The sequence below is a fragment of the Streptomyces xanthophaeus genome (genome assembly GCF_000725805.1).
Taxonomy (GTDB): domain Bacteria; phylum Actinomycetota; class Actinomycetes; order Streptomycetales; family Streptomycetaceae; genus Streptomyces; species Streptomyces xanthophaeus.
Genome location: NZ_JOFT01000031.1, coordinates 57,486 through 80,612, shown reverse-complemented (window position 1 = coordinate 80,612; position 23,127 = coordinate 57,486). Strand labels below are relative to the sequence as shown.

Annotated in this window: 27 protein-coding genes; 22 read left to right on the top strand and 5 right to left on the bottom strand. The window is 70.2% G+C overall.

The window, feature by feature from the left end; translation table 11 throughout:
• Positions 1-3 precede the first annotated feature (3 nt).
• The 5 genes from rpe to IO30_RS0120585 all read left to right on the top strand — a co-directional run bounded on the left by rpe (position 4) and on the right by IO30_RS0120585 (position 3,294).
• Positions 4-690 carry a ribulose-phosphate 3-epimerase gene (gene rpe / locus IO30_RS0120605; RefSeq protein WP_031145009.1) on the top strand — a complete coding sequence of 229 codons (687 nt, stop codon included), beginning with the start codon at positions 4-6 and terminating at the stop codon, positions 688-690.
• A gap of 135 nt (positions 691-825) precedes the next feature.
• Positions 826-1,848 carry a sugar-binding transcriptional regulator gene (locus IO30_RS0120600; protein WP_031145008.1) on the top strand — a complete coding sequence of 341 codons (1,023 nt, stop codon included), beginning with the start codon at positions 826-828 and terminating at the stop codon, positions 1,846-1,848.
• 276 nt (positions 1,849-2,124) lie between these two features.
• Positions 2,125-2,346 carry a CarD family transcriptional regulator gene (locus IO30_RS0120595; RefSeq protein WP_031145007.1) on the top strand — a complete coding sequence of 74 codons (222 nt, stop codon included), beginning with the start codon at positions 2,125-2,127 and terminating at the stop codon, positions 2,344-2,346.
• 49 nt (positions 2,347-2,395) lie between these two features.
• The gene (locus IO30_RS0120590; RefSeq protein WP_031145006.1) at positions 2,396-2,872 is read left to right on the top strand and encodes a guanyl-specific ribonuclease; all 477 of its coding nucleotides are present in this window, start codon (positions 2,396-2,398) and stop codon (positions 2,870-2,872) included.
• A complete protein-coding gene (locus IO30_RS0120585) occupies positions 2,869-3,294 on the top strand; it encodes a barstar family protein (RefSeq protein ID WP_051859838.1) in 426 nt (141 codons plus the stop codon). The genes IO30_RS0120590 and IO30_RS0120585 overlap by 4 nt, the downstream gene beginning before the upstream one ends.
• A 58-nt stretch (positions 3,295-3,352) precedes the next feature.
• On the opposite strand, the gene IO30_RS47885 is transcribed toward IO30_RS0120585, so the two are convergent.
• The 5 genes from IO30_RS47885 to IO30_RS0120560 form a co-directional block, all read right to left on the bottom strand.
• Entirely contained in the window at positions 3,353-3,829 is a 477-nt protein-coding gene (locus IO30_RS47885) for a group II truncated hemoglobin (protein ID WP_031145005.1), read from the bottom strand.
• A 2-nt stretch (positions 3,830-3,831) separates the two neighbouring features.
• Positions 3,832-4,155, bottom strand: coding sequence for a putative quinol monooxygenase (locus IO30_RS47880; protein ID WP_031145004.1), 324 nt, complete (start codon positions 4,153-4,155; stop codon positions 3,832-3,834).
• Positions 4,156-4,227: 72 nt separating this feature from the next.
• Entirely contained in the window at positions 4,228-4,737 is a 510-nt protein-coding gene (locus IO30_RS0120570) for a hypothetical protein (protein ID WP_031157197.1), read from the bottom strand.
• Positions 4,738-4,796: 59 nt separating this feature from the next.
• Complete coding sequence (locus tag IO30_RS0120565; protein ID WP_031145002.1) at positions 4,797-6,533, bottom strand: FAD-dependent oxidoreductase; 1,737 nt, start codon at positions 6,531-6,533, stop codon at positions 4,797-4,799.
• Positions 6,530-6,802 (bottom strand): UBP-type zinc finger domain-containing protein, encoded by a 273-nt coding sequence (locus IO30_RS0120560; protein ID WP_031145001.1) that lies wholly within the window; start codon positions 6,800-6,802, stop codon positions 6,530-6,532. The genes IO30_RS0120565 and IO30_RS0120560 overlap by 4 nt, the downstream gene beginning before the upstream one ends.
• A 277-nt stretch (positions 6,803-7,079) precedes the next feature.
• Here IO30_RS0120560 and IO30_RS0120555 point away from each other — a divergent pair, with 277 nt between their 5' ends.
• From IO30_RS0120555 to IO30_RS0120475, 17 genes are all read left to right on the top strand, one after another.
• Positions 7,080-7,904 (top strand): type 1 glutamine amidotransferase domain-containing protein, encoded by an 825-nt coding sequence (locus IO30_RS0120555; protein WP_031145000.1) that lies wholly within the window; start codon positions 7,080-7,082, stop codon positions 7,902-7,904.
• Positions 7,905-7,948: 44 nt separating this feature from the next.
• A complete protein-coding gene (locus IO30_RS0120550; RefSeq protein WP_031144999.1) occupies positions 7,949-9,592 on the top strand; it encodes a thiamine pyrophosphate-binding protein in 1,644 nt (547 codons plus the stop codon).
• Positions 9,593-9,641: 49 nt separating this feature from the next.
• Positions 9,642-10,076 (top strand): nuclear transport factor 2 family protein, encoded by a 435-nt coding sequence (locus IO30_RS0120545; protein ID WP_031144998.1) that lies wholly within the window; start codon positions 9,642-9,644, stop codon positions 10,074-10,076.
• A 23-nt stretch (positions 10,077-10,099) separates the two neighbouring features.
• The gene (locus tag IO30_RS0120540; protein ID WP_031144997.1) at positions 10,100-10,555 is read left to right on the top strand and encodes a nuclear transport factor 2 family protein; all 456 of its coding nucleotides are present in this window, start codon (positions 10,100-10,102) and stop codon (positions 10,553-10,555) included.
• 4 nt (positions 10,556-10,559) lie between these two features.
• A complete protein-coding gene (locus tag IO30_RS0120535) occupies positions 10,560-10,940 on the top strand; it encodes a nuclear transport factor 2 family protein (protein ID WP_078904400.1) in 381 nt (126 codons plus the stop codon).
• A 12-nt stretch (positions 10,941-10,952) separates the two neighbouring features.
• Positions 10,953-12,566, top strand: a complete 1,614-nt coding sequence (locus IO30_RS0120530) for a GMC family oxidoreductase (protein ID WP_031144995.1) — start codon at positions 10,953-10,955, stop codon at positions 12,564-12,566.
• On the top strand, positions 12,559-13,197 hold the full coding sequence (locus IO30_RS0120525; RefSeq protein ID WP_031144994.1) for a DJ-1/PfpI family protein: 639 nt from the start codon (positions 12,559-12,561) through the stop codon (positions 13,195-13,197). Before IO30_RS0120530 ends, IO30_RS0120525 begins: the two co-directional genes overlap by 8 nt.
• Entirely contained in the window at positions 13,197-13,643 is a 447-nt protein-coding gene (locus IO30_RS0120520; RefSeq protein WP_031144993.1) for a VOC family protein, read from the top strand. The genes IO30_RS0120525 and IO30_RS0120520 overlap by 1 nt, the downstream gene beginning before the upstream one ends.
• Position 13,644: 1 nt before the next feature.
• Positions 13,645-15,465 carry an AGE family epimerase/isomerase gene (locus tag IO30_RS0120515; RefSeq protein ID WP_031144992.1) on the top strand — a complete coding sequence of 607 codons (1,821 nt, stop codon included), beginning with the start codon at positions 13,645-13,647 and terminating at the stop codon, positions 15,463-15,465.
• A 37-nt stretch (positions 15,466-15,502) separates the two neighbouring features.
• Positions 15,503-15,853 (top strand): STAS domain-containing protein, encoded by a 351-nt coding sequence (locus tag IO30_RS0120510; protein WP_031144991.1) that lies wholly within the window; start codon positions 15,503-15,505, stop codon positions 15,851-15,853.
• A complete protein-coding gene (glgX, locus tag IO30_RS0120505) occupies positions 15,850-17,991 on the top strand; it encodes a glycogen debranching protein GlgX (RefSeq protein ID WP_031144990.1) in 2,142 nt (713 codons plus the stop codon). The genes IO30_RS0120510 and glgX overlap by 4 nt, the downstream gene beginning before the upstream one ends.
• A 16-nt stretch (positions 17,992-18,007) precedes the next feature.
• Complete coding sequence (locus tag IO30_RS0120500) at positions 18,008-18,319, top strand: STAS domain-containing protein (RefSeq protein WP_031144989.1); 312 nt, start codon at positions 18,008-18,010, stop codon at positions 18,317-18,319.
• A gap of 14 nt (positions 18,320-18,333) precedes the next feature.
• On the top strand, positions 18,334-18,789 hold the full coding sequence (locus IO30_RS0120495; RefSeq protein WP_031144988.1) for an ATP-binding protein: 456 nt from the start codon (positions 18,334-18,336) through the stop codon (positions 18,787-18,789).
• Entirely contained in the window at positions 18,771-20,030 is a 1,260-nt protein-coding gene (locus IO30_RS0120490) for a PP2C family protein-serine/threonine phosphatase (RefSeq protein ID WP_051859839.1), read from the top strand. The genes IO30_RS0120495 and IO30_RS0120490 overlap by 19 nt, the downstream gene beginning before the upstream one ends.
• Positions 20,031-20,774, top strand: a complete 744-nt coding sequence (locus IO30_RS0120485) for a MinD/ParA family ATP-binding protein (RefSeq protein ID WP_031144986.1) — start codon at positions 20,031-20,033, stop codon at positions 20,772-20,774.
• A gap of 69 nt (positions 20,775-20,843) precedes the next feature.
• Positions 20,844-21,584: a type 1 glutamine amidotransferase domain-containing protein gene (locus IO30_RS0120480; RefSeq protein WP_031144985.1), complete on the top strand. Its 741-nt coding sequence runs from the start codon at positions 20,844-20,846 to the stop codon at positions 21,582-21,584.
• Between the two features lie 38 nt (positions 21,585-21,622).
• Positions 21,623-23,107, top strand: a complete 1,485-nt coding sequence (locus IO30_RS0120475) for an aldehyde dehydrogenase family protein (protein WP_031144984.1) — start codon at positions 21,623-21,625, stop codon at positions 23,105-23,107.
• Positions 23,108-23,127 lie beyond the last annotated feature (20 nt).

The window sequence follows — 23,127 nt, the reverse complement described above, 5'->3', positions numbered from 1 at the left end:
GGCATGGCCGCCCAGATCTTTCCCAGCATCCTGTCCGCAGACTTCGCCCGGCTCGCCGAGGAGGCGAAGGCCGTCGAGGGAGCCGACTGGCTGCACGTCGACGTGATGGACAACCATTTCGTCCCCAACCTGACCCTCGGAATGCCGGTCGTGGAGTCGCTCAGCCGGGCCACGGACATCCCGCTGGACCTGCACCTGATGATCGAGGACCCGGACCGCTGGGCCCCGCAGTACGTGGAGGCGGGTGCGGGTTCGGTCACCTTCCACGCGGAGGCGGCCGCGGCGCCCGTGCGCCTCGCGCGGGAGATCCGGGCCAAGGGGGCGCGCGCCTCCATGGCGCTGAAGCCGGCGACGCCGATCGAGCCGTACGAGGACATCCTCCCCGAGCTCGACATGCTGCTGATCATGACGGTCGAGCCCGGCTTCGGCGGCCAGCCGTTCCTGGACATCATGCTGCCCAAGATCCGCCGTACCCGTGAGCTGATCTCGAAGCACGGCCTGGAGCTGTGGCTCCAGATCGACGGCGGGGTCTCGGCCTCGACGATCGAGCGCTGCGCCGAGGCCGGGGCCGACGTGTTCGTGGCCGGCAGCGCGGTCTACGGGGCGGTCGATCCGGCGGCCGCCGTGCGCACGCTGCGTGAGCAGGCGGACGCGGCGATCGCCGTGGCGCCGTGGGCTTGCGACCACTGAGCCAAGCGTTGGTGAACAGCTCGGTGAACGGGAGCTGTCCGGGCTGATCAACTGCCGTCGTATCTGACAGGATGAACAGCGAGTCGAGAGTGTGAACACGAGAGTGTGAGCAGTGAGGAGAACGCGGTGTCTGCAATGTCGGCGGGACGGTCAGCCCTGCGGATGGGACCCGCGGAGCTGGTGCAGGCGGCGGCCATGGCGCGCCGCTTCTACCTGGAGGGCAAGTCCAAGATCCAGATCGCCGAGGAGTTCGGCGTGAGCCGCTTCAAGGTGGCCCGGGTCCTGGAGACCGCCCTCGAACGGGACCTCGTACGGATCGAGATCCGGGTGCCCGCCGAGCTGGACGCGGAGCGCTCGGACGCGCTGCGGGCCCGCTACGGGCTCCGGCACGCCGTCGTGGTGGAGTCGCCGGCCGACGCCACCGAGGACGCTCCCGACCCGGAGAACCTCGGGGCGGTCGCCGCCGACCTGCTGGGCGAGCTGGTCAACGAGGGCGACGTGCTGGGCCTGGCCTGGGGCCGTTCGACCATCCACATGGCCGCCTCACTGCACCGGCTGCCGCCGTGCACCGTGGTGCAGCTGACCGGCGTGTACGACGCGGGCACCGCCGAGCGCGGATCCGTGGAGGCCGTACGGCGGGCCGCGCAGGTCTCCGGCGGGGACGCGCACCCCATCTACGCCCCGATGCTGCTGCCCGATCCGGCGACCGCGGCCGCGCTGCGGAGCCAGACCGGGATCGCGCGCGCGTTCGAGTACTTCGACAAGGTGACCGTGGCGGCCGTCTCCATCGGCTCGTGGGAGCCGGGCATCTCGACCGTGCACGACATGCTGACGGACGAGGAGCGGGCCCACTACGCCTCGCTGGGCGTCGCGGCCGAGATGTCCGCGCACCTCTTCGACTCCGAGGGGCGCAGGGTCGGCCGGGACCTCGGCGAGCGGTGCATCACCGTCGAGGCGGACCGGCTGCGGCGGATCCCCGAGGTCGTGGCGATCGCGGGCGGGCTGCGCAAGGCCTCCGCGATCGGGGCGGTGCTCCGCTCGGGCCTGGTGACCAGCCTGGTCACGGACACCGCGGTGGCCGATTACCTGCTGACCGAGTCCGCCCCGGGGCTGCGCCCGGCGCTGGAGCGGGCCGACCCCGACAGCGACGCCGCGTAGGGCCCCTCAGGGCCGCTGTAATCACCCGGACGGGCCCGTGGCGGGCCTCCGGGGTATGGCACGGGTGACACGCCCGCACGGGGGCTGACGCGCGCCCGGGGGCGGCCCCGCGCGGTGCGCGGCGGTCCCCGCGGGGACCAATGGGGTCTGACGAGGACCGACCGGACGGATCGGGCCTCCGGGCGGCCGGACGGGCCGCCCGGAGTGCGGATGGTGCCGGAATTGAGATCCGAACGGCGGACCGCGCGGCGCCCGGTGGGGCGCATACTGGTTCCAATGACAAAGTCAGCAGTACCTCGCCGCCATTTGCCGTCCAGCCCGTTCAAGGCCCCCGTGGAACCGCCGCTCCGGCAGTTCAGCGTCGGCGACCGGGTCACTCACGATGAGCACGGTCTCGGCCGTGTCGTCGGAATCGAGGAGGGGATCGCTGTTCTCGTCGACTTCGGGTCGGTCCAGAAACGAATCCTGAGTCCCTACACCAAGATGGCCGCCCTCTGAGGCCACCGGGCGATTCGCGAGCGAATCGGATATTTGGCACGATCGGTGCATGATCTTCCGGAACGTGCCCCGATCGTTGCTGCGTTTGCTGGGGGCCCTGTTCCTCTGTGCCGCGTTGGTCGGTGCGGTGGGCTGCGGCGGGAAGACACCCGCGCCCGCCGCCAGCGCCAGTGCCGGCCTCACCGCGAGTGCGGGCGCCGCTGATCCCGAGGGCACGGGCGGGCCGACCGCGCCCGGGTGGGCGAAGGGGATGGCCGCCGTACGGGCGGGGGAGCTGCCCCGGCAGGCCCAGGACGTGATCGCGCTGATCGACAAGGGCGGCCCGTATCCGTACCGGCAGGACGGGACCGTCTTCGGGAACTTCGAGAAGGTCCTGCCGAAGCAGAAGCGTGGCTACTACCACGAGTTCACGGTGCGCACGCCGGGGGAGCGGGACCGCGGGGCCCGGCGGATCGTGACGGGTCAGGGTGGGGAGTTCTTCTACACGGACGACCACTACGAGACGTTCAAGGCGGTTCTCCGATGACCCTGGACCCGCAGCCCCTCGCCCCCGCGCTCGCAGCCGCCGAGGAGGCGGGCTGGGCGACCGTACGGCTGGACCTGGACGGGGTGCGCACCAAGGCGGAGCTGATGCGCCGGTGCGCGGACGCCCTGCGGCTGCCGGAGTGGTTCGGCGGGAACTGGGACGCCCTGGCGGACGCGCTGCGGGACCTGTCGTGGCTGCCGGAGGCGGACGGGCGGCTGGTCGCCGTGACCTCGTGGCGTGGGTACGCCGCCGCGCGGCCCGGTGACTGGGAGAACCTGCGGGAGGTCCTGGAGGAGGCGGTGGACTTCTGGCGGGAGGCCGGGGACGCGCCGCCGCTGGAGGTGCTGGTGGCCGGGCCGGAGCCCGGGCCGGCTGCCGCGGCTCCGCCCCGGACCCCGCGCGTCAGGCGCCGGCGGGACTGAAGGACACGGCCCCCCGCGACCGGTGGTCGCGGGGGGCCGTGGTTCTCCTCGGTGCCGGTCAGCCGGTGGCGTCCTTCGGGATCCACGGCGGGGTCTGGCCCCAGGACCAGACCGGGATCTTGGCCGCGTCGACCGGCGGCGGGTTGGGGCCCGAGTAGATCAGGGCCATCCGGGTGCCCCACTCGATGTAGTACGCGAAGACCCCCCGGAACTCGGGGTCCGACGGCAGGCCGACCTCGTCGGCCGTGTCCATGAGCAGGTCCACCCAGCGGCGGCGCTGCTTCTCGGTGATCGCGCGGCCCAGGTGCTTGGTGGCCATGTGCTGGTGGCCGCCGTGGTGGGCGGAGTAGTCGGACGGGCCACCGAAGACCTCGGAGAGCCAGACGGCCACGTGCTGCGGGTGCTCGGAGTCCATGCCCGCGAAGACCGGGGCCAGGACCTCGTCCTGGAGGGCGTGGGAGTAGAAGGCGTCGGTGAGGCGGTTCATCGCCTCCTCACCGCCCATCCACTCGTAGATGGTGGGTGTCGTGCTCATCGTCAGCCGGCAGCCTTTCCGGTGCCCACGACCTCGGTCACCGTGTAGTGCTGCATCTCCTCGATGGCCGTCACGTACGGGCGGATCGCGCTGAAGAACGCCGGGAAGTGCTCTCCCTTGCGGAATCCGTTGAGGTGCGCGTCCACCGAGGTCCAGCGGATCCGGAGGATGTAGCGCTCCTTCTCCTCCTCGCAGCGGGCCAGTTCGTAGTCGATGCACTCGGGTGAAGCGGCCAGGGCCTCGGCCGCCCGGATGTACGCGTCCTCGAAGGCGGGCTGTTCGTCCAATGCGATCCGGTAGCGGATGTATTCGACGGTCGTGGTCATGGTGCGTGCCTCTCCCTGGGTGGTGGTCCCGGCCAGCCTTACGCGATCATGCGCGGCCGTGGGGCGGATTCCTCATTCGGACGCTGACTTCCTGGAGTCGGTCCCCCCGGACACGTCCGGACCCTGCGCCCGGACCTGCTGCACCTTGTCCAGGGAGTCGCGCAGGTCGGTCAGCCAGGTGTCGGTGTTGCGCCCGACCAGGCGCACGCACCAGGCCAGGGCGTCGGCCCGGCTGCGGGCGACGCCGCCCGCGACCAGGGTGTCGAGCACCTGGCGCTCGGACTGGCGCAGCCGGGTCATCACGGGGACAGCGAGGTGGGTGAAGAGCGTCGTCTCCTCACCCGAGCGCACCCCCCAGGCGACCTTGCGGCGGTAGAGCGCCTCGGCCTCGCGGGCCACCTCGATGCGCTGTTCACGGGTGCGTTCGCGGAACTCCTTGACCGACTCGGCCGCCGGGAGGGTGCCGACGACCGTGATCTCCTCGCGGTCGGCGGTGACCGAGACGAGGGACTCGTAGACGTCCACCGGCAGGCGCTCGGCGAACCACGCGCGGAGTTGTTCGCTCTGTTCGGCTGTAATCATGTAATCAACGTTGCATCCGTCGCCGCCTTGATCGCAAGGGAGCCGCGCCGGTTACGCTCTCAGCCCATCGAGCGGTACCGGTGGATCAGCGAGACCGCCATCGCACCCTCGCCGACGCCCGAGGCGACCCGCTTCACCGAGTGCGCCCGCACGTCGCCCGCCGCGAACACGCCGGGGACGCTCGTCTCCAGCGGGTACGGGGCCCGCTCCAGACTCCACTCGGCCGGGAGCTCGCCCCCGTTCGCGATCAGGTCCGAGCCGGTGAGGACGAAGTCGTGGTCGTCGCGTTCCACCACGCCCGCGAGCCAGTCGGTGTGCGGGCGGGCACCGATGAAGGTGAACATGAAACGGGCCGCGATCTCCCGGTCCTCGCCCGTGTCCGCGTCGTGCAGGGTGATGCGCTCCAGGTGCTCGTCACCGGCCAGGGAGACGACCGTGGTGCGGACCTTCACCTCGATGTTCGGGGTGCGGTCGATCTCGTCGATCAGGTAGCGGGACATGCTCGCGTCCAGGGACTGCGCGCGCACCAGGATCGTCACCCGGGCCGCGTACTTGGCGAAGTGCACGGCCGCCTGGCCCGCCGAGTTGGCCCCGCCGACGATGAACACGTGCTGCGAGATGCAGGCCGAGCTCTCCGTGGTCGCGGCGCCGTAGTACAGGCCGGCCCCCTCGAACCGGTCGGCGCCGGGGGCGTCCAGGCGGTTGTACGAGACCCCGGTCGCCAGCAGCACCGTCTCCGCGCTGATCTCCGTACCGTCCGCCAGCGTCAGGATCTTCGCCGGGTCGTCCCGGGTCAGCGAGACCACCTCCACCGGATGCAGGATCTCGGCCCCGAACCGGGAGGCCTGGATCGTGGCCCGGCGGGTCAGGTCGCCGCCCGAGAGGCCCGAGGGGAAGCCGAGGTAGTTCTCGATCAGGCTGGAGGTGCCGGCCTGGCCACCGGGGGCGCGCGAGTCCAGCATCAGCGTGGACAGGCCTTCGGAGGCGGCGTACACCCCGGCCGCCAGGCCCGCCGGGCCCGCGCCGACGATGACGCACTCGTAGTGCGGGCGGGACGCGGTGGTGGCCAGGCCGAGGCGCTGGGCGAGCTCGGTGTCGGTCGGGGCGGAGAGGACCGCCCCGTCGGGGAAGCGGACCAGGGGGAGCGCCGCCTCCGGCTGGGCGGCGGCGATCACGGTCAGCGCCTCGGGGTCCCGCTCCACGTTCAGGAAGCGGAACGGCTGGCCGTTGCGGGTGAAGAAGTCCCGGACGGCGTGGGTGCCGGGGGAGACCAGGTGGCCGGCGACGATGATCCCGTCGTAGGCCGGACGGTAGGTGGCCAGCCAGTCCGACAGCAGGTCGTCCAGGACCGGGAAGAGCCGCTCGTGCGGCGGGTCCCAGGGCTTGAGCAGGTAGTAGTCCAGCCGGACCCGGTTGATCGCGGTGATGGCCGCGTCCGTCTCCGCGTAGGCCGTCAGCAGTACGCGGCGGGCGTCCGGGAAACGGCTGACCGCCTCCAGCAGGAACTCCACTCCGGTCACGTCCGGCATCCGCTGGTCCACCAGGAACAGGGCCGGGTCGTGGCCGCGTTCGTCGAGGGAGTCCAGGATCTTCAGGGCGTCGGCCGCCGAGGAGGCCCCGAGCACCCGGTAGCGGTCGCCGTAGGCGCTGCGCAGGTCGCGGCGCACGGCCCGGAGCACCTGCGGGTCGTCGTCCACGGCCAGGATCACGGGCTTGCGGTTCTCCGCGCGCTCGGCCTCGGCCCGGGCCGAGGGGCCGGTGGCGGGGGCGGCGGCGCGGTCCGCGGGCGCGCTCACGCGGGGTCCAGCATCAGCTGGTCGGCGTAGCACCAGGCCCAGTCCTCACCGGGCTCGTAGGAGGCCGCGATGGGGTGCTCGGTGCTGCGGTAGTGCCGGGTGGCGTGACGGTTCTTCGAGGAGTCGCAGCAGCCGACGTGCCCGCAGCTGAGGCACATCCGCAGATGCACCCAGCCGTCCCCGGCGGCCAGGCACTCCTCACAGCCCTCGGTGCCGGGTTTCACCGGACGTATCTGATCGATGTGTGTGCACAACAGGTCCATCGTCATCGTCCCCGTCCCTCTCCTCGTGCTCGTTCCCTGCGCCTGCCGCCCCGCGATTCCTGACCCGTCAGACCATAGGTCGGAGCTCCTGTAATGGTTCAGTGATTCGGCCGAAGTCAGGTAGTCCTGGGGCTACTTCATGACGTCCGCGGACGACTACCTGAGGTGATGCCATGACCTTGGCCGCTACCTCACCAAGTCGCACACCGGCGCTTTGACGCAGGCACCGGGCACGGCCAGTGTGGGGGACGCCAACGACAACAGGCGGCGCCTGGAGGAATTCGTGAGCAGAAAGATTCTGGTCATTGTCTCCGAACACGGTTACTGGGCCGAAGAACTGATAGGGCCCGTATCCAAGTTCGATGAGCGGGGCTACGAGGTCATATTCGCCACGCCGACCGGAAAGCGGGCGCACGCTCTCCCGCCGAGCCTCGACGCGACCTACATCGACCCTCCGCTGGGACGCTCGGTCACCACGGAGGAGAACGCCCGGCTGGGCCGGGAGTTCGAGCAGTCGAGCCGGCTGGACTCGCCGCTCGACATCGAGGCCTGGGTGCCCGAGCGCCCGTACACGAGCGACGAGGGCTACCTCCGCAAACTGGAGCAGTACCACCGCGACCTGGACAAGCTCGACGCCGACATCGACGGCTACGACGCGATCCTGATCGTCGGCGGAAGCGGACCGATCGCCGACCTCGCCAACAACGAGCGGGTGCACGCCCTGATCCTGGCCTTCGAGAAGGCCGGCAAGGTCGTCGCCGCGGAGTGCTACGGGGTCGCCTGCCTGGCGTTCGCCCGGGACTGGAGCGACCGCAAGAGCATCATCTGGGGCAAGCACGTGACCGGCCACTGCAAGGAGTACGACTACAAGGACGGCACCGGATTCCTCGGTACCGACTTCAACATGGGGCCGCCACCGTACCCGCTGGAATACATCCTGCGCGATGCCACGGGCCCGCGCGGCGCGTACCACGGGAATTTCGGCAAGCCGGTCTCGGTCATCGTCGACTTCCCCTTCGTCACCGGACGTTCCACCCCCGATTCCTATCTCACGGGGCAGAAGATCGTGGAAGTCCTGGAGGACGGTCTCACCCGATACGGCTGGTAATTCCGGCGGGTGCAGGGTCGACGGAGAGACTGAGGGGGAGTTCGATGAATACCGGAGCCACTCCCGGACGGGAAAGGCTGATCGAGCAGTTCAAGGCCGACGGCCTGAATGTGATGTTCGGAAATCCGGGGACGGTGGAACAGGGATTCCTCGACGCCGTGGACGCGGCGGAGGACTTCCAGTACGTCCTCGCCCTCCAGGAGACCGTGGCCGCCGGCATCGCCGACGGCTACGCCCGGGCCACCGGCGGCGCGGCCCTGCTCCAACTGCACTCCGGGGTGGGGCTGGGCAACGGCATAGGGATGCTCTACCAGTCGCTGCGCGGCCACACCCCGCTCGTCGTGGTCGCCGGTGACGCCGGGGTGCGCTACGACGCCATGGACGCGCAGATGGCGTCCGACCTGGTGGCCATGGCCAAGCCGGTGACCAAGTACGCGACCCGGGTCACCGACCGGCACTCGGTGCTGCGCACCATCCGGCGGGCCGTGAAGATCGCGCTCACCCCGCCCCGCGGACCGGTGTTCGTGGCGCTTCCGATGGACGTGCTGGACGAGCTCAACTCCGAGCCCGTCCTGCCCACCACGGTGCCGCTCACGGACGTGGCGCCCTCCCCGGCCTCGGTGGGGCGGGCGGCCGAGCTGCTCGCCCCCGCCCGGAAGCCGGTCCTCCTCATCGGGGACGGGGTCTCGCTCTCCGGGGCACAGGCCGAACTCGCCGCCGTCGCCGAGCTGCTGGGCGCCGACGTGTACGAGGTCGACTCCTCCGAGGTGAACATCGCGGCGTCGCACCCGCTGCGGCGCGGCCAGAGCGGCCACATGTTCGGCCCGCACAGCAAGGAGCTGATCGGGGAGGCCGACGGGGTGCTGATCGTCGGCACCTACGTCTTCCCGGAGGTGTTCCCCGAGTTGGAGAGCCCCTTCCGGCCGGGCGCGAAGGTCGTCCACATCGACCTCAACGCCTACGAGATCGCCAAGAACCACCCCGTGGACCTCGGCCTCGCCGCGGATCCCCGGCAGGCGCTGCGCGCGCTGGCCGGCGTACTGGAGCAGCGGCTCACCCCGCAGCAGCGGGCCGCCGCGGCCGCCCGGCTCGACGTACGGACCCGGGAGCGGGCCCGCGAGGAACGGGCGGCCGCGGACGACGGCACGCCGATGGCCGTCTTCCTGCGGACCCTGGCGGAGCGCACGGGCAAGGACCTCATCGTCTTCGACGAGGCGCTGACCACCTCCCCGCTGGTCACCAGGTACCTGCCGCCGGAGCGGCCGGGCGACTACCACCTCACCCGCGGCGGCTCGCTGGGCGTGGGCTTCCCGGGCGCGGTCGGGGCGAAGCTCGCCCGGCCGGACCGGCTGGTCGTCGGCTTCGCCGGGGACGGCGGGTCGATGTACACGTACCAGGCGCTGTGGACCGCTGCCCGGCACGGCATCGACGCCAAGTTCGTGGTCTGCAACAACCGCAAGTACCGGCTGCTGGACGACAACATCGCCCAGTACTGGCGGGAGCGGGACATCCCCGAGCACGGCTTCCCGGGCTCCTTCGACCTCTCGCACCCGGAGATCGACTTCGCCGGGCTGGCCCGCTCGCTGGGCGCCGGCGGGATGCGGGTGGAGAAGCCGGACGAGGCGGTCGCCGCCGTGGGCCGGATGCTGGCGCACCCCGGGCCGTTCCTCGTCGACGTCCAGATCTGAACCGGAGCACGCACGCAGCACGCAACACACGGAAGCAGGAGGAGAGCGCATGCCCGCCGAGCGGCAGTTGACCGAGGACGCGATCCGCAGTTTCGCCGAGGACTGGTACGTCGCACTGGACCGGCACGTGGGGCTGGACGAGGTGCTCGCCCTGATCACCGAGGACCTGGAGTTCAAGGTCCCCGAGGACACCTTCCTCGGACACGAGGGCTTCGGCCGCTGGTACGAGGCCGTCACCAACCGGTTCTTCGACGAGGTGCACACGGTCACCAAGGTCGAGCCCGTCATCGAGGGCGACCGCGCGGTCGTGCGGGTCCTCGTCAACTGGCAGGCCAAGATCTGGGACCCGCCGGGCGCGCGCAGTCAGTGGCTCGGCTTCGACGCCGACCAGACCTGGACCGTCGTCGCGGGCCCGGACGGGCCGCTGATCAAGCAGTACACCGTCAACGACCTGGCGCCGATGCCCGGTTCCGGTTCGCTCTGAGCGCCGGCGAAGGAGAAGCGACGATGACCGAAGTGACAGCGGACCGGGTCCGGGCGGCCTACGCCGCCCTCGGTTCCGGTGACCGCGCGCGCATCCTGGAGTACTACTCCGAGGACCTGCGCTGGCTGGTGCCCGGCAACCACCCGCTCGCCGGCTGGTACGAGAGCCTGGACGCCTTCCTGGAGCTGATGGGGCAGACCCACAAGCTCACGGGCGGCACCTTCCGGATGGACCTGGAAGCCGTCCTCGTCGGCGAGGACTGCAGCGCCGACGTGTGCCGCAACGTCGCCGTGCGGGACGGCGCGGAGCCGGGGAGCGGGTCCCCGTACGAGCGGATGGACTACCCGGTCTTCCACTACATGCGGTGGCAGGACGGCCGGATCGTCGAGGGCCGCGACGGCCTCTTCGGCGACACCGCCTCCGCCTTCAGCCAGTTCTGGGCGCCGTTCGCGCCCGACGGAACCCGCAGGGACCGATAGGGGGATGAGCGCGATGGACGCCGAGCAGATCCTTGAGAAGTACTACGAGTACGCCAACGCCGGGGACTGGGACCGCTGGTGCGACCTGTTCGCCGACGACCAGGTCATGGACGAGCAGCTGGCCGGCCACATCGAGGGCCTGGAGGTGCTGCGTTCGATGATGAAGGGCATGGGCACCATGTACCGGGTGTTCCGGAACGAGCCCGTGCACTTCCTCGTCGACGGGGAGAAGGCCGCGGCCGTCTCCCACCTGAGCGCCGTGAGCGCCTCCGGCGAGGCCATCGAGGCCGAGGTCATGAACTTCTTCCGGATCGTGGACGGAAAGATCGCCTACATGGCGAACTACCACGACACCGTCCCCTTCCAGGTGCTGAGCCAGGGCTGAGGGGGCGGCATCGTGGGCGTCTCAGAAACCGAAGAGTACGACTACATCGTCGTGGGATCCGGCACCGCGGGCAGTGTCCTGGCCCGACGCCTCTCCGAGGACCCGGACGTCTCCGTCCTGGTCCTGGAGGCGGGCGGCTCCCGCATCCCGCCCGAGGTGGACGACCCGTCCTCCTGGTACAAGCTGCTCGGCGGGCCCGTGGACTGGGGCTACACCAGCGTCCCGCAGCCCGGCCTGGACGGCCGCCGCACCTACGAACCGCGCGGCAAGGCCCCCGGCGGCAGCAGCAACCTCTACATCATGATGCACATCCGGGGCCACGCCTCGGACTTCGACAACTGGGCCTACCAGGGCGCCGCCGGCTGGGCCCACGAGGACGTGCTCCCGTACTTCGCCCTGCTGGAGGGCCAGGAGGACGCCACCGGACCCGCCACCGGGACCCGAGGGCCGCAGCGGATCACCAACGCCGGTCAGCACGGTCCCAACCCGGTCTCCCGCGCCTTCATCGACGCCTCCGTCGAACTGGGCCACCAGGAGATCGCCGACTTCAACACCGACGGACCCCGGCGCGGCCTCTTCGGCACCGGCTGGCACCACATCGACGTGGCCGACGGCCGCCGCCAGGGCGTTCTCGCCGCCTATCTGGAGCCGGCGCTGGAACGGCCCAACCTGACCCTGCGCACCAATGCGCAGAGCAGCCGCCTGCTCTTCGACGGGGACACCTGCACGGGCGTCGAGTACGTCCAGCTCCAGCCCCCCGCCGACTTCCCGGGCCGCACCGTCCGGGACGGCCACAGCAGCGCGGCGGCGCCCGGGCAGCACACCGTACGGGCCCGCCGGGAGGTGATCGTGGCGGCGGGGGCGATCGAGTCCCCGAAGCTGCTGCTGCTCTCCGGCATCGGCCACCCCGAGCAGCTGCGCGAGCACGGCATCGCGGTCACCGCCGCCCTGCCCGGCGTCGGCGAGAACTTCCACAACCACGTCCTGACCGGGCTGATGGCCGAGGTCACCCAGGAGCTCCCGCCGCCGGCGCAGAACCTGTCCGAGAGCGCTCTGTTCCTGTCCTCGCAGCCCGGTCTGCCCGCGCCGGACCTGCAGATCGCCTTCGTCCACGTGCCCTTCGACGTGATCGTCGGCCAGGACCACCCGAACACGGTGTCCATCCTGCCCGGAGTCGTACGGCCGGTCTCGCGCGGCTGGATCAGGCTGGCGAGCGCCGACCCGCTGGCCCACCCGCTGATCAACCCGAACTACCTGGGCGACCGCTGGGACCTGGAGCGGATGGTGCAGGGCGTGAAGATCGCCCGGGACATCTTCGCGACCTCGGCCTTCTCGCCCTGGTACAAGCAGGAGCTCCAGCCGGGACCCGGTTACGTCTCCGACGAGGACCTGCGGACCTTCGTGAAGCAGAAGTCCGAGAGCTACCACCACCAGGCCGGGTCCTGCCGCATGGGCATCGACGACCTCTCGGTCGTCGACCCCGAGCTGCGGGTGCACGGCGTACGGAACCTGCGCGTCGTCGACGCCAGCGTGATGCCCGCCGTCCCGTCGGGCAACTGCCACACCGCCATCGCGATGATCGCCGAGCGCGCGGCGGACTTCCTGAAGGGGGTGTCCCGTGCCTGATGCGGTCCTGCGCGAGGGCGCGCTGTCCGGGACCCGGATCGCGGTCCTGATCGAGAGCGACTTCTACGAGCCCGAGGTCTTCTACTACCAGCACCGGTTCGCGGAGGAGGGCGCCGAGGTCGACTTCCTGACCCGGCTGTGGGGCAACGAGTCCATCACCTTCGCCGGCCACGAGTACCGGGCGCCCTTCACCGCCAGCCTGTCCCTGGAGGGGCTGAGCGACGAGGACCTGCGCCGGTACGCGGCGATCATCGTGCCCTCGGGCATGGTGGCCGACCGGCTGCGCTACACCGAGGACGTGGACCGGCTGGCCCCGGCGACGGAGCTGCTGCGCCGGGCCTTCGAGGAGCGATCAGTCCTCAAGGGGATCATCTGCCACGGCATGTGGCTGGCCTCCTCCATCCCGGACAAGATCCGGGGCCGCAAGGTGGTGTGCCACAACAACCTCATCGGTGACGTGCGGAACATGGGCGCGCAGTACGTGGACGAGGACGTGGTCGTCGACGGGGACCTGGTCACCGGCCGCACCGGCGCCCACCACCACCTCTTCGCCCGCCGGATCATCGAGCTGGTCTCCGCCGGACGGGGCCGGGGGGCCGTCCCCCGGCCACCGCTGGGAGGTGCCCCCTGATGCCGGGCTCCATGGTCTGGTCGCACGTGGGCCTGAACTGCACCGACCAGAAGACGACCGAGGAGTTCTACACCCGCCACTTCGGCTTCGCCCGGGCCAGGGTGGTCGATCTCGGGGAGTCGCAGATCGTGTTCCTGCGCAAGGGGGACGCCTACCTGGAGCTCTTCGCGGCCGACACCGAACCGGCCCGCGAGGCGCACGAGGACGGGCCGCAGGCCCCGGGCCGGATGCGCCACCTGGCCTTCCAGACCGACGACGTGGACGCGTTCCTGGCGACGCTGGGGGACGCGGCCGAAGTGACCCTGGGTCCGCTGGACTTCGACGACTTCATCTGCGGGTGGCGGACCGTGTGGGTCCGCGATCCCGACGGGGTGATCGTCGAGGTCAGCCAGGGGTTCGAGGACGACCGCTCTCACAAGGGCTCTCACGACAAGGACGGTGCATGACATGGCGGACGCCGTGAGCTTCTCCTTCTCCGACACGATCGCCGGGTACGTCGACCACTTCGACTCCGGGACCCGCCTGCTGCGGCTGAAGACCTCCGACGGCCGGACCTTCGAGGTCTCGCTGGCCGGCGGCCCGAGCGCGGAGCTCGTCCGCAACCTGGAGGAGCCGTACATCGACGCCTCCGGGCACATCGACGAGATGCTCTCCCCGGGCCGGTTCCTCTACGTCTACGGCGTCCACTACCCGGAGCGGGGCGGAGGCTTCGACGCCAAGCGCCTGGTGTTCCTGGGCCGCGGCGCCGAGGACTACCGCTTCGAGGAGCCGAGCTGGTGGATCAAGCAGATCGAGTCGCTGGCCGACTTCTACAAGCGGGCCCAGTTCGGCGACGGGCCGGTGGACTTCACCGAGTACCGCACCGAGATCCGGCTCGGCGGTGACAAGACCGCCAGCCACGTCCAGGAGACCGACACGATCTCCCGCCTGGTCTACGGCATGGCCTCGGCCTACCTGCTGACGGGCAAGGACGAGTACCTGGAGGTCGCCGAGCGCGGCACCGAGTACCTGCGCAAGCACATGCGGGTGGTGGACAGCGAGGAGGACGTGGTCTTCTGGTACCACGGCATCAGCGTGGACGGGGACTCCGAGCGCAAGCTGTTCACCTCGGAGTTCTCCGACGACTACGACGCGATCCCGATGTACGAGCAGATCTACGCCCTGGCCGGTCCGATCCAGACCTACCGGGTCACCGGCGACGTCCGGATCAAGAACGACGCGGACGCCACCATCCGGCTGTTCGACAAGTTCTTCTTCGACCCGGAGCAGGGCGGCTACTACTCGCACATCGACCCGATCCTCTTCAGCGCGGACCACGAGTCCCTCGGCGAGAACGCCGAGCGCAAGAACTGGAACTCGGTCGGCGACCACGCCCCCGCGTACCTGATCAACCTGTACCTGGCGACCGGCGAGCAGAAGTACGCCGACTTCCTCGAGTACACCTTCGACACCATCGCGGACAAGTTCCCGGACTACAAGAACAGCCCCTTCGTCCAGGAGCGCTTCTTCCGCGACTGGTCCCACGACACCGCGCACAGCTGGCAGCAGAACCGCGCGGTGGTCGGTCACAACCTGAAGATCGCCTGGAACCTGATGCGGATGAACTCGCTGAAGGCCAAGCCCGCCTACGAGCAGCTCGCCAAGAAGATCGGCGAGATCATGCCCGCGGTCGGCAGCGACGTGCAGCGCGGCGGCTGGTACGACGTCGTCGAGCGCATCAAGTCCGGCGACGAGGAGACGTATCGTTTCGCCTGGCACGACCGCAAGGCCTGGTGGCAGCAGGAGCAGGCGATCCTCGCCTACCTCATCCTGAACGGCACCGTCGGCGGCGACGCGAACCTGCGCGAGGCCCGGCAGGCGGAAGCCTTCTACAACACCTTCTTCCTCGACCACGACGAGGGCGCCGTCTACTTCAACGTCCTCGCGAGCGGTACCCCGTACCTGCTCGGCACCGAGCGGCTCAAGGGCAGCCACTCGATGTCCATGTACCACTCGGCGGAGCTCTGCTACCTGGCCGCCGTCTACAACAACCTGCTCATCAACGGCCGGGAGATGGACTTCCACTTCCAGCCCGACCCGGCCGACCTGCCCGACCGCGTCCTGCGCGTCTCGCCCGACCTGCTTCCCGCCGGCTCGGTGCAGATCGCATCCGTGGAGATCGACGAGAAGCCGTACGAGGAGTTCGACGCGGACCAGCTCACCGTCCACCTGCCCGACGTCCAGGGACGGGTCAAGGTCAAGGTGCGGCTGCGTCCAGTGGCCAAGTAGCGCTCAACGGGGGGCGCCCCAACCAGAGGGGAAAGCTATGACTCTCAACGTCAAGGAACGCCGGAACAAGACGGGCACCGTGCTCGTCGCCACCGGCGAGATCAACAGCGAGACATCCGGCTCACTGCTCCAGGCACTCCTGCCGCTGGTCCGCGAGGGCAAGCCGCTGAAGATCGACCTCACGGCGGTCACCTACGTCTCCAGCGCGGGACTGCGGACCCTGCTCGTCGTCTACCGCGAGGCCCAGCACGAGGGCGTCGCCGTCACCCTCTACGGGGTGAGCGAGGAAGTCCGGTTCGTCATGTCGGCCACCGGGTTCCTCGACTTCTTCGAGACCGGCGAGGCCGCGGCCGCGGCCGCCAAGGCCAGGGCGAAGGCCGCGCGATGAGCGAGGGCCGGTCCGAGCAGGTCCTGCGCGTCGACGCGTACCCGACCCACGAGGTGGGCGGGTACCGCGTCCGCGCCGGCAAGCCCTTCCCCTTCGGGGCCAACGTGGTCCCCGGCGGGGTCAGTTTCTCCGTCTACTCCGACCAGGCCACCTCCATGACCCTGGTCATCTACAAGCGCGGAGAGCCCGAGCCGACGGCCGAGCTGGAATTCCCCGAGGAGTTCCGCACCGGCAGCGTCTTCGCCATGACGGTCTTCGGCCTCGACCACGAGAACATGGAGTACGGGTACCGGGCCGACGGCCCCTACGACCCGGTCTCCGGCCACCGCTTCGACGCCCGGCAGGTGCTCTCCGACCCGTACGCACGGCTGATCGCCGGCCGTGACGTGTGGGGCGTGGAACCCGACTACAGCCGCGGCTACCAGTACCGCTCCCGCGTCTGCCTCCAGGACTTCGACTGGGCCGACGACACACCGCTGGGCATCCCGGCCGAGGACCTCGTCGTGTACGAGGCCCACGTCCGCGGCTTCACCCGGCACCCCTCCTCGCAGGTCACCGCCCCCGGCACCTTCGCGGGGCTGCGGGAGAAGATCCCGTACCTGAAGGAACTCGGGGTGAACTGCATCGAACTGCTCCCCGTGTTCGAGTTCGACGAGAGCGACAACCCGCGCTCCAACCCGGAGACCGGCGAGAAGCTCTACGACTACTGGGGCTACAACACCGTCTCCTTCTTCGCGCCCAAGGCCGGCTACGCGGCCACCGGGCGGTACGGGATGCAGGGCGACGAGTTCCGCACCCTGATCAAGGACCTGCACGCGGCCGGCATCGAGGTCATCCTCGACGTCGTCTTCAACCACACCGCCGAGGGCAACGAGCAGGGGCCGACGATCTCCTTCAAGGGGCTCGACAACGCCACCTACTACATGCTCACGCCGGAGGGGTACTACTTCAACTTCAGCGGCACGGGCAACACGGTCAACTGCAACCACCCCGTCGTGCGCAACTTCGTGCTCGACTGCCTGCGCCACTGGGTCGCCGACTACCACATCGACGGCTTCCGGTTCGACCTCGCGGCCATCCTCGGACGGTCCCCGGACGGCACACCGCTGCCCAACCCGCCGCTGCTGGAGCTGCTCGCCTACGACCCCGTCCTGCGCCACACCAAGCTCATCGCCGAGGCCTGGGACGCGGGCGGACTGTACGAGGTCGGCAACTTCCCGGCGTACGGCCGCTGGGCGGAGTGGAACGGGAAGTACCGCGACACCGTGCGCAGCTTCCTCAAGGGCGACCCCGGCATCACCGGCGAACTCGCCACCCGCATCGCCGGCTCGCCCGACCTGTACTCGACCCGGGGCACCGCCGCCTCCGTCAACTTCCTCACCGCGCACGACGGCTTCACGCTGGCCGACCTCGTCTCGTACAACGACAAGCACAACGAGGCGAACGGCGAGGGCAACAACGACGGCGGCAACGACAACGCCAGCTGGAACTGCGGAGCCGAGGGGCCGACCGACGACCCCGAGGTCAACGCACTGCGCCTGCGCCAGATGAAGAACGCCCTGGCCATCCTCTTCACCAGCCAGGGCATCCCGATGCTGCTGTCCGGGGACGAGGTCGCGCGCACCCAGCAGGGCAACAACAACACGTACTGCCAGGACAACGAACTGTCGTGGTTCGACTGGGACCAGGTCGACGACAACGCCGAACTGCTGCGGTTCACGCGGGAGATGATCGCCTTCCGCAAGCGCCACCGCGAGCTGCGCTCCACCGCCCACCCCACCGGTCAGGTCCGCGAGAACCTCGGCCTGCCGGACATCAGCTGGCACGGGGAGCGGGCCTGGCAGCCCGACTGGTCGGCGGAGAGCCGGCTGCTGGCGGTGGCCCGCTGCGGCACCGGCGACGACGACGTGGTGTACGTGGCCATGAACGCGCACTGGGAGTCGCACGACCTGGAGCTGCCCGCCCTCCCCGGCGGGCGCAGCTGGCACCTGTTCGCCGACACCGGGGCCGAAGGGCCGTACGACATCCGCACCCCCGGCACCGAGCAGGAGCTGGACAACGCCGGGAAGTACCTGATCGGCCCGCGTTCGGTCGTGATCCTGGTGGGCCGCACGAACGAAGAGACCGACACGCCCTGACCGAAGGAGACCTGACATGCCGCTTTCCGTGTCCCTGAGCATCGAGGGCGACACCACCGTGATCGAACTGACGGGCGAGCTGGACGCCAAGACCGCCCCGGAGTTCCACCAGACCATCGAGAAGGCCGCCGGACACGGCACCACCACCGTCGAGATCCGGATGGCCGGAGTCGGCTACATGGCCAGCGCCGGACTGCGCTCCCTGGTCTTCGCCCGGCAGAAGGTGGCGAACGACGTCGCCATCAAGGTGGTCGGTGCGATCGAGCCCGTCTCCCGGACCATCCGGACCGCGGGCCTCGACCGCAGCATCGTCCTCTCCGATGAGTGAAGACCGTGAGTGACATGGTGGAACTGGCGAGGACGCCCGTCGTCCTGGAGGTGCCCGCGACCGTCGGGGCACTGGGCGACATCGCCTCGTTCGTCCTGCGGCTGGCCGGACGGGCGGGCCTGACCAAGGGCGCCGCCTACCGGCTCCGGCTGGCCGTGGACGAACTCGCCACGAACATCGTGATGCACGGGTACCGGGGCGGCGACGGACGGATCACCGTCCGCGGCCGCTCCGGCCCCGGCGGGGTGCAGATCGCCATCGAGGACTCAGCACCCCCCTTCGACCCCGTCGCAGGCTGCCTGCCCCCCGCTCCCGGGGTCCCCCCCGAGGAGCGGCGGATCGGCGGCCTCGGCATCCACCTGGCGCTGACCAGCGTGGACGAGTTCAGCTACGCACACAGGGACGGCAGCAACATCAGCACGCTGACTGTGAAGGCTGAGGGGACGGACCCATGCCCTCCACGACCGTGATCATCCTCGACGCGTACCCGCCACCACCGCCGGAGCTGCTCCACGCGCTGCGGACGATGGACGCGGAACTCGTCACCCGCAGCCTGACGGAGCTGCGCGAAGGCCCGCTGGAACTGCTGCCCGTCGCGGACGTGCTGCTCGTCCCGGCCGAGTCCGACGGGGAGTCCGTACGCATGGCCGTACGGAGGCTGCGCCGCTGGGCCGGGGCGCCCATCGTCGTCGTCTGGGCCGTGACGGAGTTCGCCGCACTGGAGGAACACGTCCGGATCGGTCACGACTACCTGGTACCGCCCTTCCTGCCCGCCCTCGTCGGGGCCCGGCTGCACAGCTGCTCGGAGCGCGCCGGACTCGGCCGCACCCTGCGCGAGGCCGACGCCCGCGCCGAACTCATGGGCTACGAGAAGGAACTGGAGATCGGCCGCGAGATCCAGGCGGGCTTCCTGCCCGAATCGCTGCCGGTGCCCGCGGGCTGGGAGATCGACGTACGGTTCCGGCCCGCCCGGCAGGTCGCCGGGGACTTCTACGACGTCTTCGAGATCTCCCGCGGCCGGAGGCTCGCCTTCGTCGTCGCCGACGTCTGCGACAAGGGGGTCGGCGCCGCCCTGTTCATGGCGCTCATCCGCTCCCTGCTCCGCCACACCGCGGAGAACAGCGGCCTCCAGCACCTGGTCGCCGCCGGACGCACCGGCGGCAGCCGCCGCATCCCGGTGGTCGGAGCGACCCCGCTGCTCAACGCGGTCACCGCCACCAACGGCTACCTCACCCGCAACCACCTGCGGCAGGGGTACTTCGCCACCCTGTTCTTCGGGGTGCTGGACCCCCTGACCGGCAGCCTGGTCTACATCAACGGCGGCCACAACCCGCCCCTGCTGATGCCCGGCGACGGCCGGCCGCCGGTGGCGCTGGACATCACCGGCCCGGCCGTCGGTGTCCTGCCCGACTGCGTCTACACCCTCGGCTACGCCCAGCTGGACCCCGGGGACACCCTCTTCGTCTTCACCGACGGGGTGCCCGAGGCCCGCTGTCCGAGCGGCAGCTTCTTCGGCGACGAACGGATGCTGGAGCTGCTCGCCGCATCCCTGGTGAGCGGCAAGGAGATGGTCGACCGGATGGACGTCGCGGTGCGCGAGCACACGGGCACGGCCGAACAGCACGACGACGTCACCATGCTGGCCCTGCACCGGCCACGCGCGGCGCGGGGGCCGCACGCGGCCGGTGCCGGCCAGAGGGTGGTGGCCTAGGTGACCCGCACCGTCGTGGTGCACTCGCACCGCGGTGGCACCGGGAAGTCCTCGGTCCTGGCCAACCTCGCGCTGCTGATCGCAGCCGGGGGACGCCGGGTGGGCGTGGTGGACACCGACATCCAGTCGCCCACCCTGGACCTGCTGTTCCGGCTCGGACCGGGCCCCTCCCTGGCCGACTACCTGCTGGGCCGCTGCGAGATCGAGGCCGCGGCCCAGCAGGCGGGCGCGCCCGGGCTGTACGTGGTCCCCGCCCGGACCGGGACGGCCGCCCTGCGCGAGATCATGACGAGCGGCTACGACGTGGGGCTGCTGCCGGAGGGCTTCGACCGGCTGGCCGGGCACTTCGCGCTCGACGTCCTGCTGCTCGACACCCACGCCGGGCTCAACAACGAGTCGGTGACGGCCATGGCCAGTGCCGACGTACTGATGATCATGGCCCGGGCGGACCGGATCGACCTGTCCGGGGTCGAGGAGACCATCGCCCTGGCCGGGCGCCTGCCCTGCCGGCGGACCCTGGTCCTGAGCATGGCCCCCGAAGGGCTCGACCGGGCGGCGGCCCGGCGGCGGTCCGAGGAGGTGTACGGCGCACCCCTGGCCGGAATCCTTCCGTACTCGCCGGAAATGGCCGCTCTCTACGGAGAACGGATATTCGCCGAAGCGCATCCCGACCATCCCCTGGTCGGTGAATTCCGCACCATCATCGCGGCGTTGGACGCACGTGACGAAGTATCACGGGCCTGACGTCGTCCCCTTACGCCCCCTGCGAGGGGCGTGTTGAATCGGCAGCGAATCCAGAACAAGGAGAGAATCATGAAGATTCTCGTCGTCATGACGGCCAAGGCCACGCTCCACCTGCTGGACGGAGAACAGCACCCTTCGGGATTCTGGGCCGAGGAATTCGTCGTGCCCTATACGCTGTTCAAGGCCGCCGGCCACACGGTGGACGTGGCGACGATCGGCGGACAGGCACCCACCGTCGACCAGACCAGCATCGACCCGCAGTTCCTCCAGTGGGTCCGCCCCGAGGGCTCGCCGGACGAGGACGCGGCCAACGCCGCCGAGTACGTCCGCGTCATCGGGGAGACGCCCCAGCTGAAGAACCCGATCGCCCTGGAGTCCCTGACCGAGAAGGACGTCGCCGACTACGACGGCGTCTACGTCAGCGGCGGCCACGGCGCCATCGGCGACCTCCCCAAGTCCGACGAACTGGCCCAGGTCCTGCGCTGGACCCTCGCCCAGGACAAGCCGCTCGCCACCGTCTGCCACGGCCACACCTCGCTGCTCGCCCTGCGCGACGGCGAAGGCCGCTGGCCGTTCGAGGGCTACCGGATGACGGCCTTCTCGCACAGCGAGGAGCTGGTCACCAACATGGCCGGCCGCCTCCCGCTGATCCTGGAGGTCGAGCTCACCCGGCTCGGCGCCCGCTACGAGAAGGCCGAGGCGATCTGGGACTCGCACGTGGTCGTGGACCGCAGGCTGACCACCGGCCAGAACCCGTACTCCTCCAAGGCCCTCGCCGAGACGTTCTTACGTCAGCTCGCGAGGGGCTAGCTCCTCCGCCCCGCACTCGACACCGGAAGGCAGCAGCCATGACCAGGCGCGAGCTCAGCGACCAGCCCTTGGCCAACCCCGGAAAACTGTTCATCGGCGGCAAATGGGTCCCGGCCCAGGACGGCCGTACCGAGCCGGACATCAGCCCCGTGGACGGCCAGGAGATCGTGCCGGTGGCCCAGGCCACCGCAGCCGACGCGGACGCGGCGGTCGCCGCCGCACGCAAGGCGTACGAAGAAGGTCCGTGGAGCAGACTCTCCGCCCAGGAACGCGCGCTGCGGCTGAACCGGGTCGGTGAGCTCATCGAGCGCGACCTGGAGGAGATCGCCCTGCTGGAGACCGTGGACATGGGCAAGCCGTTCGCCTTCTCCAGCACGGTCGACGCGCCCATGGCCGCCCAGCTCATGCACTACTACGCCGGGGCCGTGACCCGTGTCGACGGATCCTCGCGGGCCCCGGCCGGCGGACAGCTGGCCTACACCCTGCGCGAACCGCTGGGCGTGGTCTGCGCCATCACCCCGTTCAACTTCCCGCTGCTGCTGTCGATGACGAAGATCGCACCGGCACTGGCGGCGGGGAACACGGTGGTCCACAAGCCCTCCCCGGCGACCCCGCTCACCGCCCTGAAGATCGCCGAGCTCTTCCAGGAGGCGGAGATCCCGGACGGGGTGCTGAACGTCATCACCGGTCCCGGCGTGGAACTGGGGGAGACCCTCACCGACCACCCGGACATCGACAAGATCGCCTTCACCGGCTCCACCTCCGTCGGCCAGTCCATCATCCGCAAGGCGGCCGGCACCCTGAAGAAGGTGACGATGGAACTGGGCGGCAAGTCCGCCAACATCGTCTTCGCCGACGCGGACCTCGACGCCGCCGAGGAACTGGCCTTCTTCGGCATCTACTACAACAAGGGCGAGATCTGCACCGCCGGCTCCCGGCTGCTGCTGCACCGGCCCATCCACGACGAGATGGTCGAACGGCTGGTGCGCCGGGCCGCCGCCCTCAAGCCCGGCGACCCGCGCGACCCGGCCACCCTGTTCGGGCCGCTCGCCCACCAGGGCCAGTTCGACAAGGTCAGCTCCTACATCGAGGTCGGCGAGAAGGAAGGCGCGACCCTGCGCACCGGCGGCACCGGCTGGACCCCCGAGGGCGCCTCCAGCCAGGGCCTCTACTTCCTGCCGACCGTCTTCACCGGCGTCGACAACGGCATGCGGATCGCCCAGGAGGAGATCTTCGGGCCGGTCCTGTCGATCATCCCCTTCGACACCGAGGAGGACGCCGTGCGCATCGCGAACGACAGCGCGTACGGCCTCGCCGCGGGCGTCCACACCAAGGACCTGCGGCGGGCCCACCGGGTCGCCTCGCAGATCAAGGCCGGCACCGTCTGGGTCAACTGCTACAACCAGTACGACCCGGCCGTGCCCTACGGCGGCTACAAGGCCTCCGGCTACGGCCGCGAGTGCGGCCCCGAGTCCCTGGAGAGCTACACCCAGACCAAGTCGGTCTGGATCGGCATGGACTGACGGCCGCAGGGGCCCCGCCC

Bases quoted from the DNA above. Each gene is read 5' to 3' on its own strand.
- IO30_RS0120540 (WP_031144997.1), top strand. From the start codon at position 10,100: ATGACCGAAGTGACAGCGGACCGGGTCCGGGCGGCCTACGCCGCCCTC.
- IO30_RS0120585 (WP_051859838.1), top strand. From the start codon at position 2,869: ATGACCCTGGACCCGCAGCCCCTCGCCCCCGCGCTCGCAGCCGCCGAG.
- IO30_RS0120595 (WP_031145007.1), top strand. From the start codon at position 2,125: ATGACAAAGTCAGCAGTACCTCGCCGCCATTTGCCGTCCAGCCCGTTC.
- IO30_RS0120520 (WP_031144993.1), top strand. From the start codon at position 13,197: ATGCCGGGCTCCATGGTCTGGTCGCACGTGGGCCTGAACTGCACCGAC.
- IO30_RS0120535 (WP_078904400.1), top strand. From the start codon at position 10,560: ATGAGCGCGATGGACGCCGAGCAGATCCTTGAGAAGTACTACGAGTAC.
- IO30_RS0120510 (WP_031144991.1), top strand. From the start codon at position 15,503: ATGACTCTCAACGTCAAGGAACGCCGGAACAAGACGGGCACCGTGCTC.
- glgX (WP_031144990.1), top strand. From the start codon at position 15,850: ATGAGCGAGGGCCGGTCCGAGCAGGTCCTGCGCGTCGACGCGTACCCG.
- IO30_RS0120500 (WP_031144989.1), top strand. From the start codon at position 18,008: ATGCCGCTTTCCGTGTCCCTGAGCATCGAGGGCGACACCACCGTGATC.
- IO30_RS0120570 (WP_031157197.1), bottom strand. From the start codon at position 4,737: ATGATTACAGCCGAACAGAGCGAACAACTCCGCGCGTGGTTCGCCGAG.
- IO30_RS0120515 (WP_031144992.1), top strand. From the start codon at position 13,645: ATGGCGGACGCCGTGAGCTTCTCCTTCTCCGACACGATCGCCGGGTAC.
- IO30_RS0120560 (WP_031145001.1), bottom strand. From the start codon at position 6,802: ATGACGATGGACCTGTTGTGCACACACATCGATCAGATACGTCCGGTG.
- IO30_RS0120550 (WP_031144999.1), top strand. From the start codon at position 7,949: ATGAATACCGGAGCCACTCCCGGACGGGAAAGGCTGATCGAGCAGTTC.
- IO30_RS0120480 (WP_031144985.1), top strand. From the start codon at position 20,844: ATGAAGATTCTCGTCGTCATGACGGCCAAGGCCACGCTCCACCTGCTG.
- IO30_RS0120475 (WP_031144984.1), top strand. From the start codon at position 21,623: ATGACCAGGCGCGAGCTCAGCGACCAGCCCTTGGCCAACCCCGGAAAA.
- IO30_RS0120545 (WP_031144998.1), top strand. From the start codon at position 9,642: ATGCCCGCCGAGCGGCAGTTGACCGAGGACGCGATCCGCAGTTTCGCC.
- IO30_RS47885 (WP_031145005.1), bottom strand. From the start codon at position 3,829: ATGAGCACGACACCCACCATCTACGAGTGGATGGGCGGTGAGGAGGCG.
- IO30_RS0120600 (WP_031145008.1), top strand. From the start codon at position 826: ATGTCGGCGGGACGGTCAGCCCTGCGGATGGGACCCGCGGAGCTGGTG.
- IO30_RS0120495 (WP_031144988.1), top strand. From the start codon at position 18,334: ATGGTGGAACTGGCGAGGACGCCCGTCGTCCTGGAGGTGCCCGCGACC.
- rpe (WP_031145009.1), top strand. From the start codon at position 4: ATGGCCGCCCAGATCTTTCCCAGCATCCTGTCCGCAGACTTCGCCCGG.
- IO30_RS0120590 (WP_031145006.1), top strand. From the start codon at position 2,396: ATGATCTTCCGGAACGTGCCCCGATCGTTGCTGCGTTTGCTGGGGGCC.
- IO30_RS47880 (WP_031145004.1), bottom strand. From the start codon at position 4,155: ATGACCACGACCGTCGAATACATCCGCTACCGGATCGCATTGGACGAA.
- IO30_RS0120490 (WP_051859839.1), top strand. From the start codon at position 18,771: ATGCCCTCCACGACCGTGATCATCCTCGACGCGTACCCGCCACCACCG.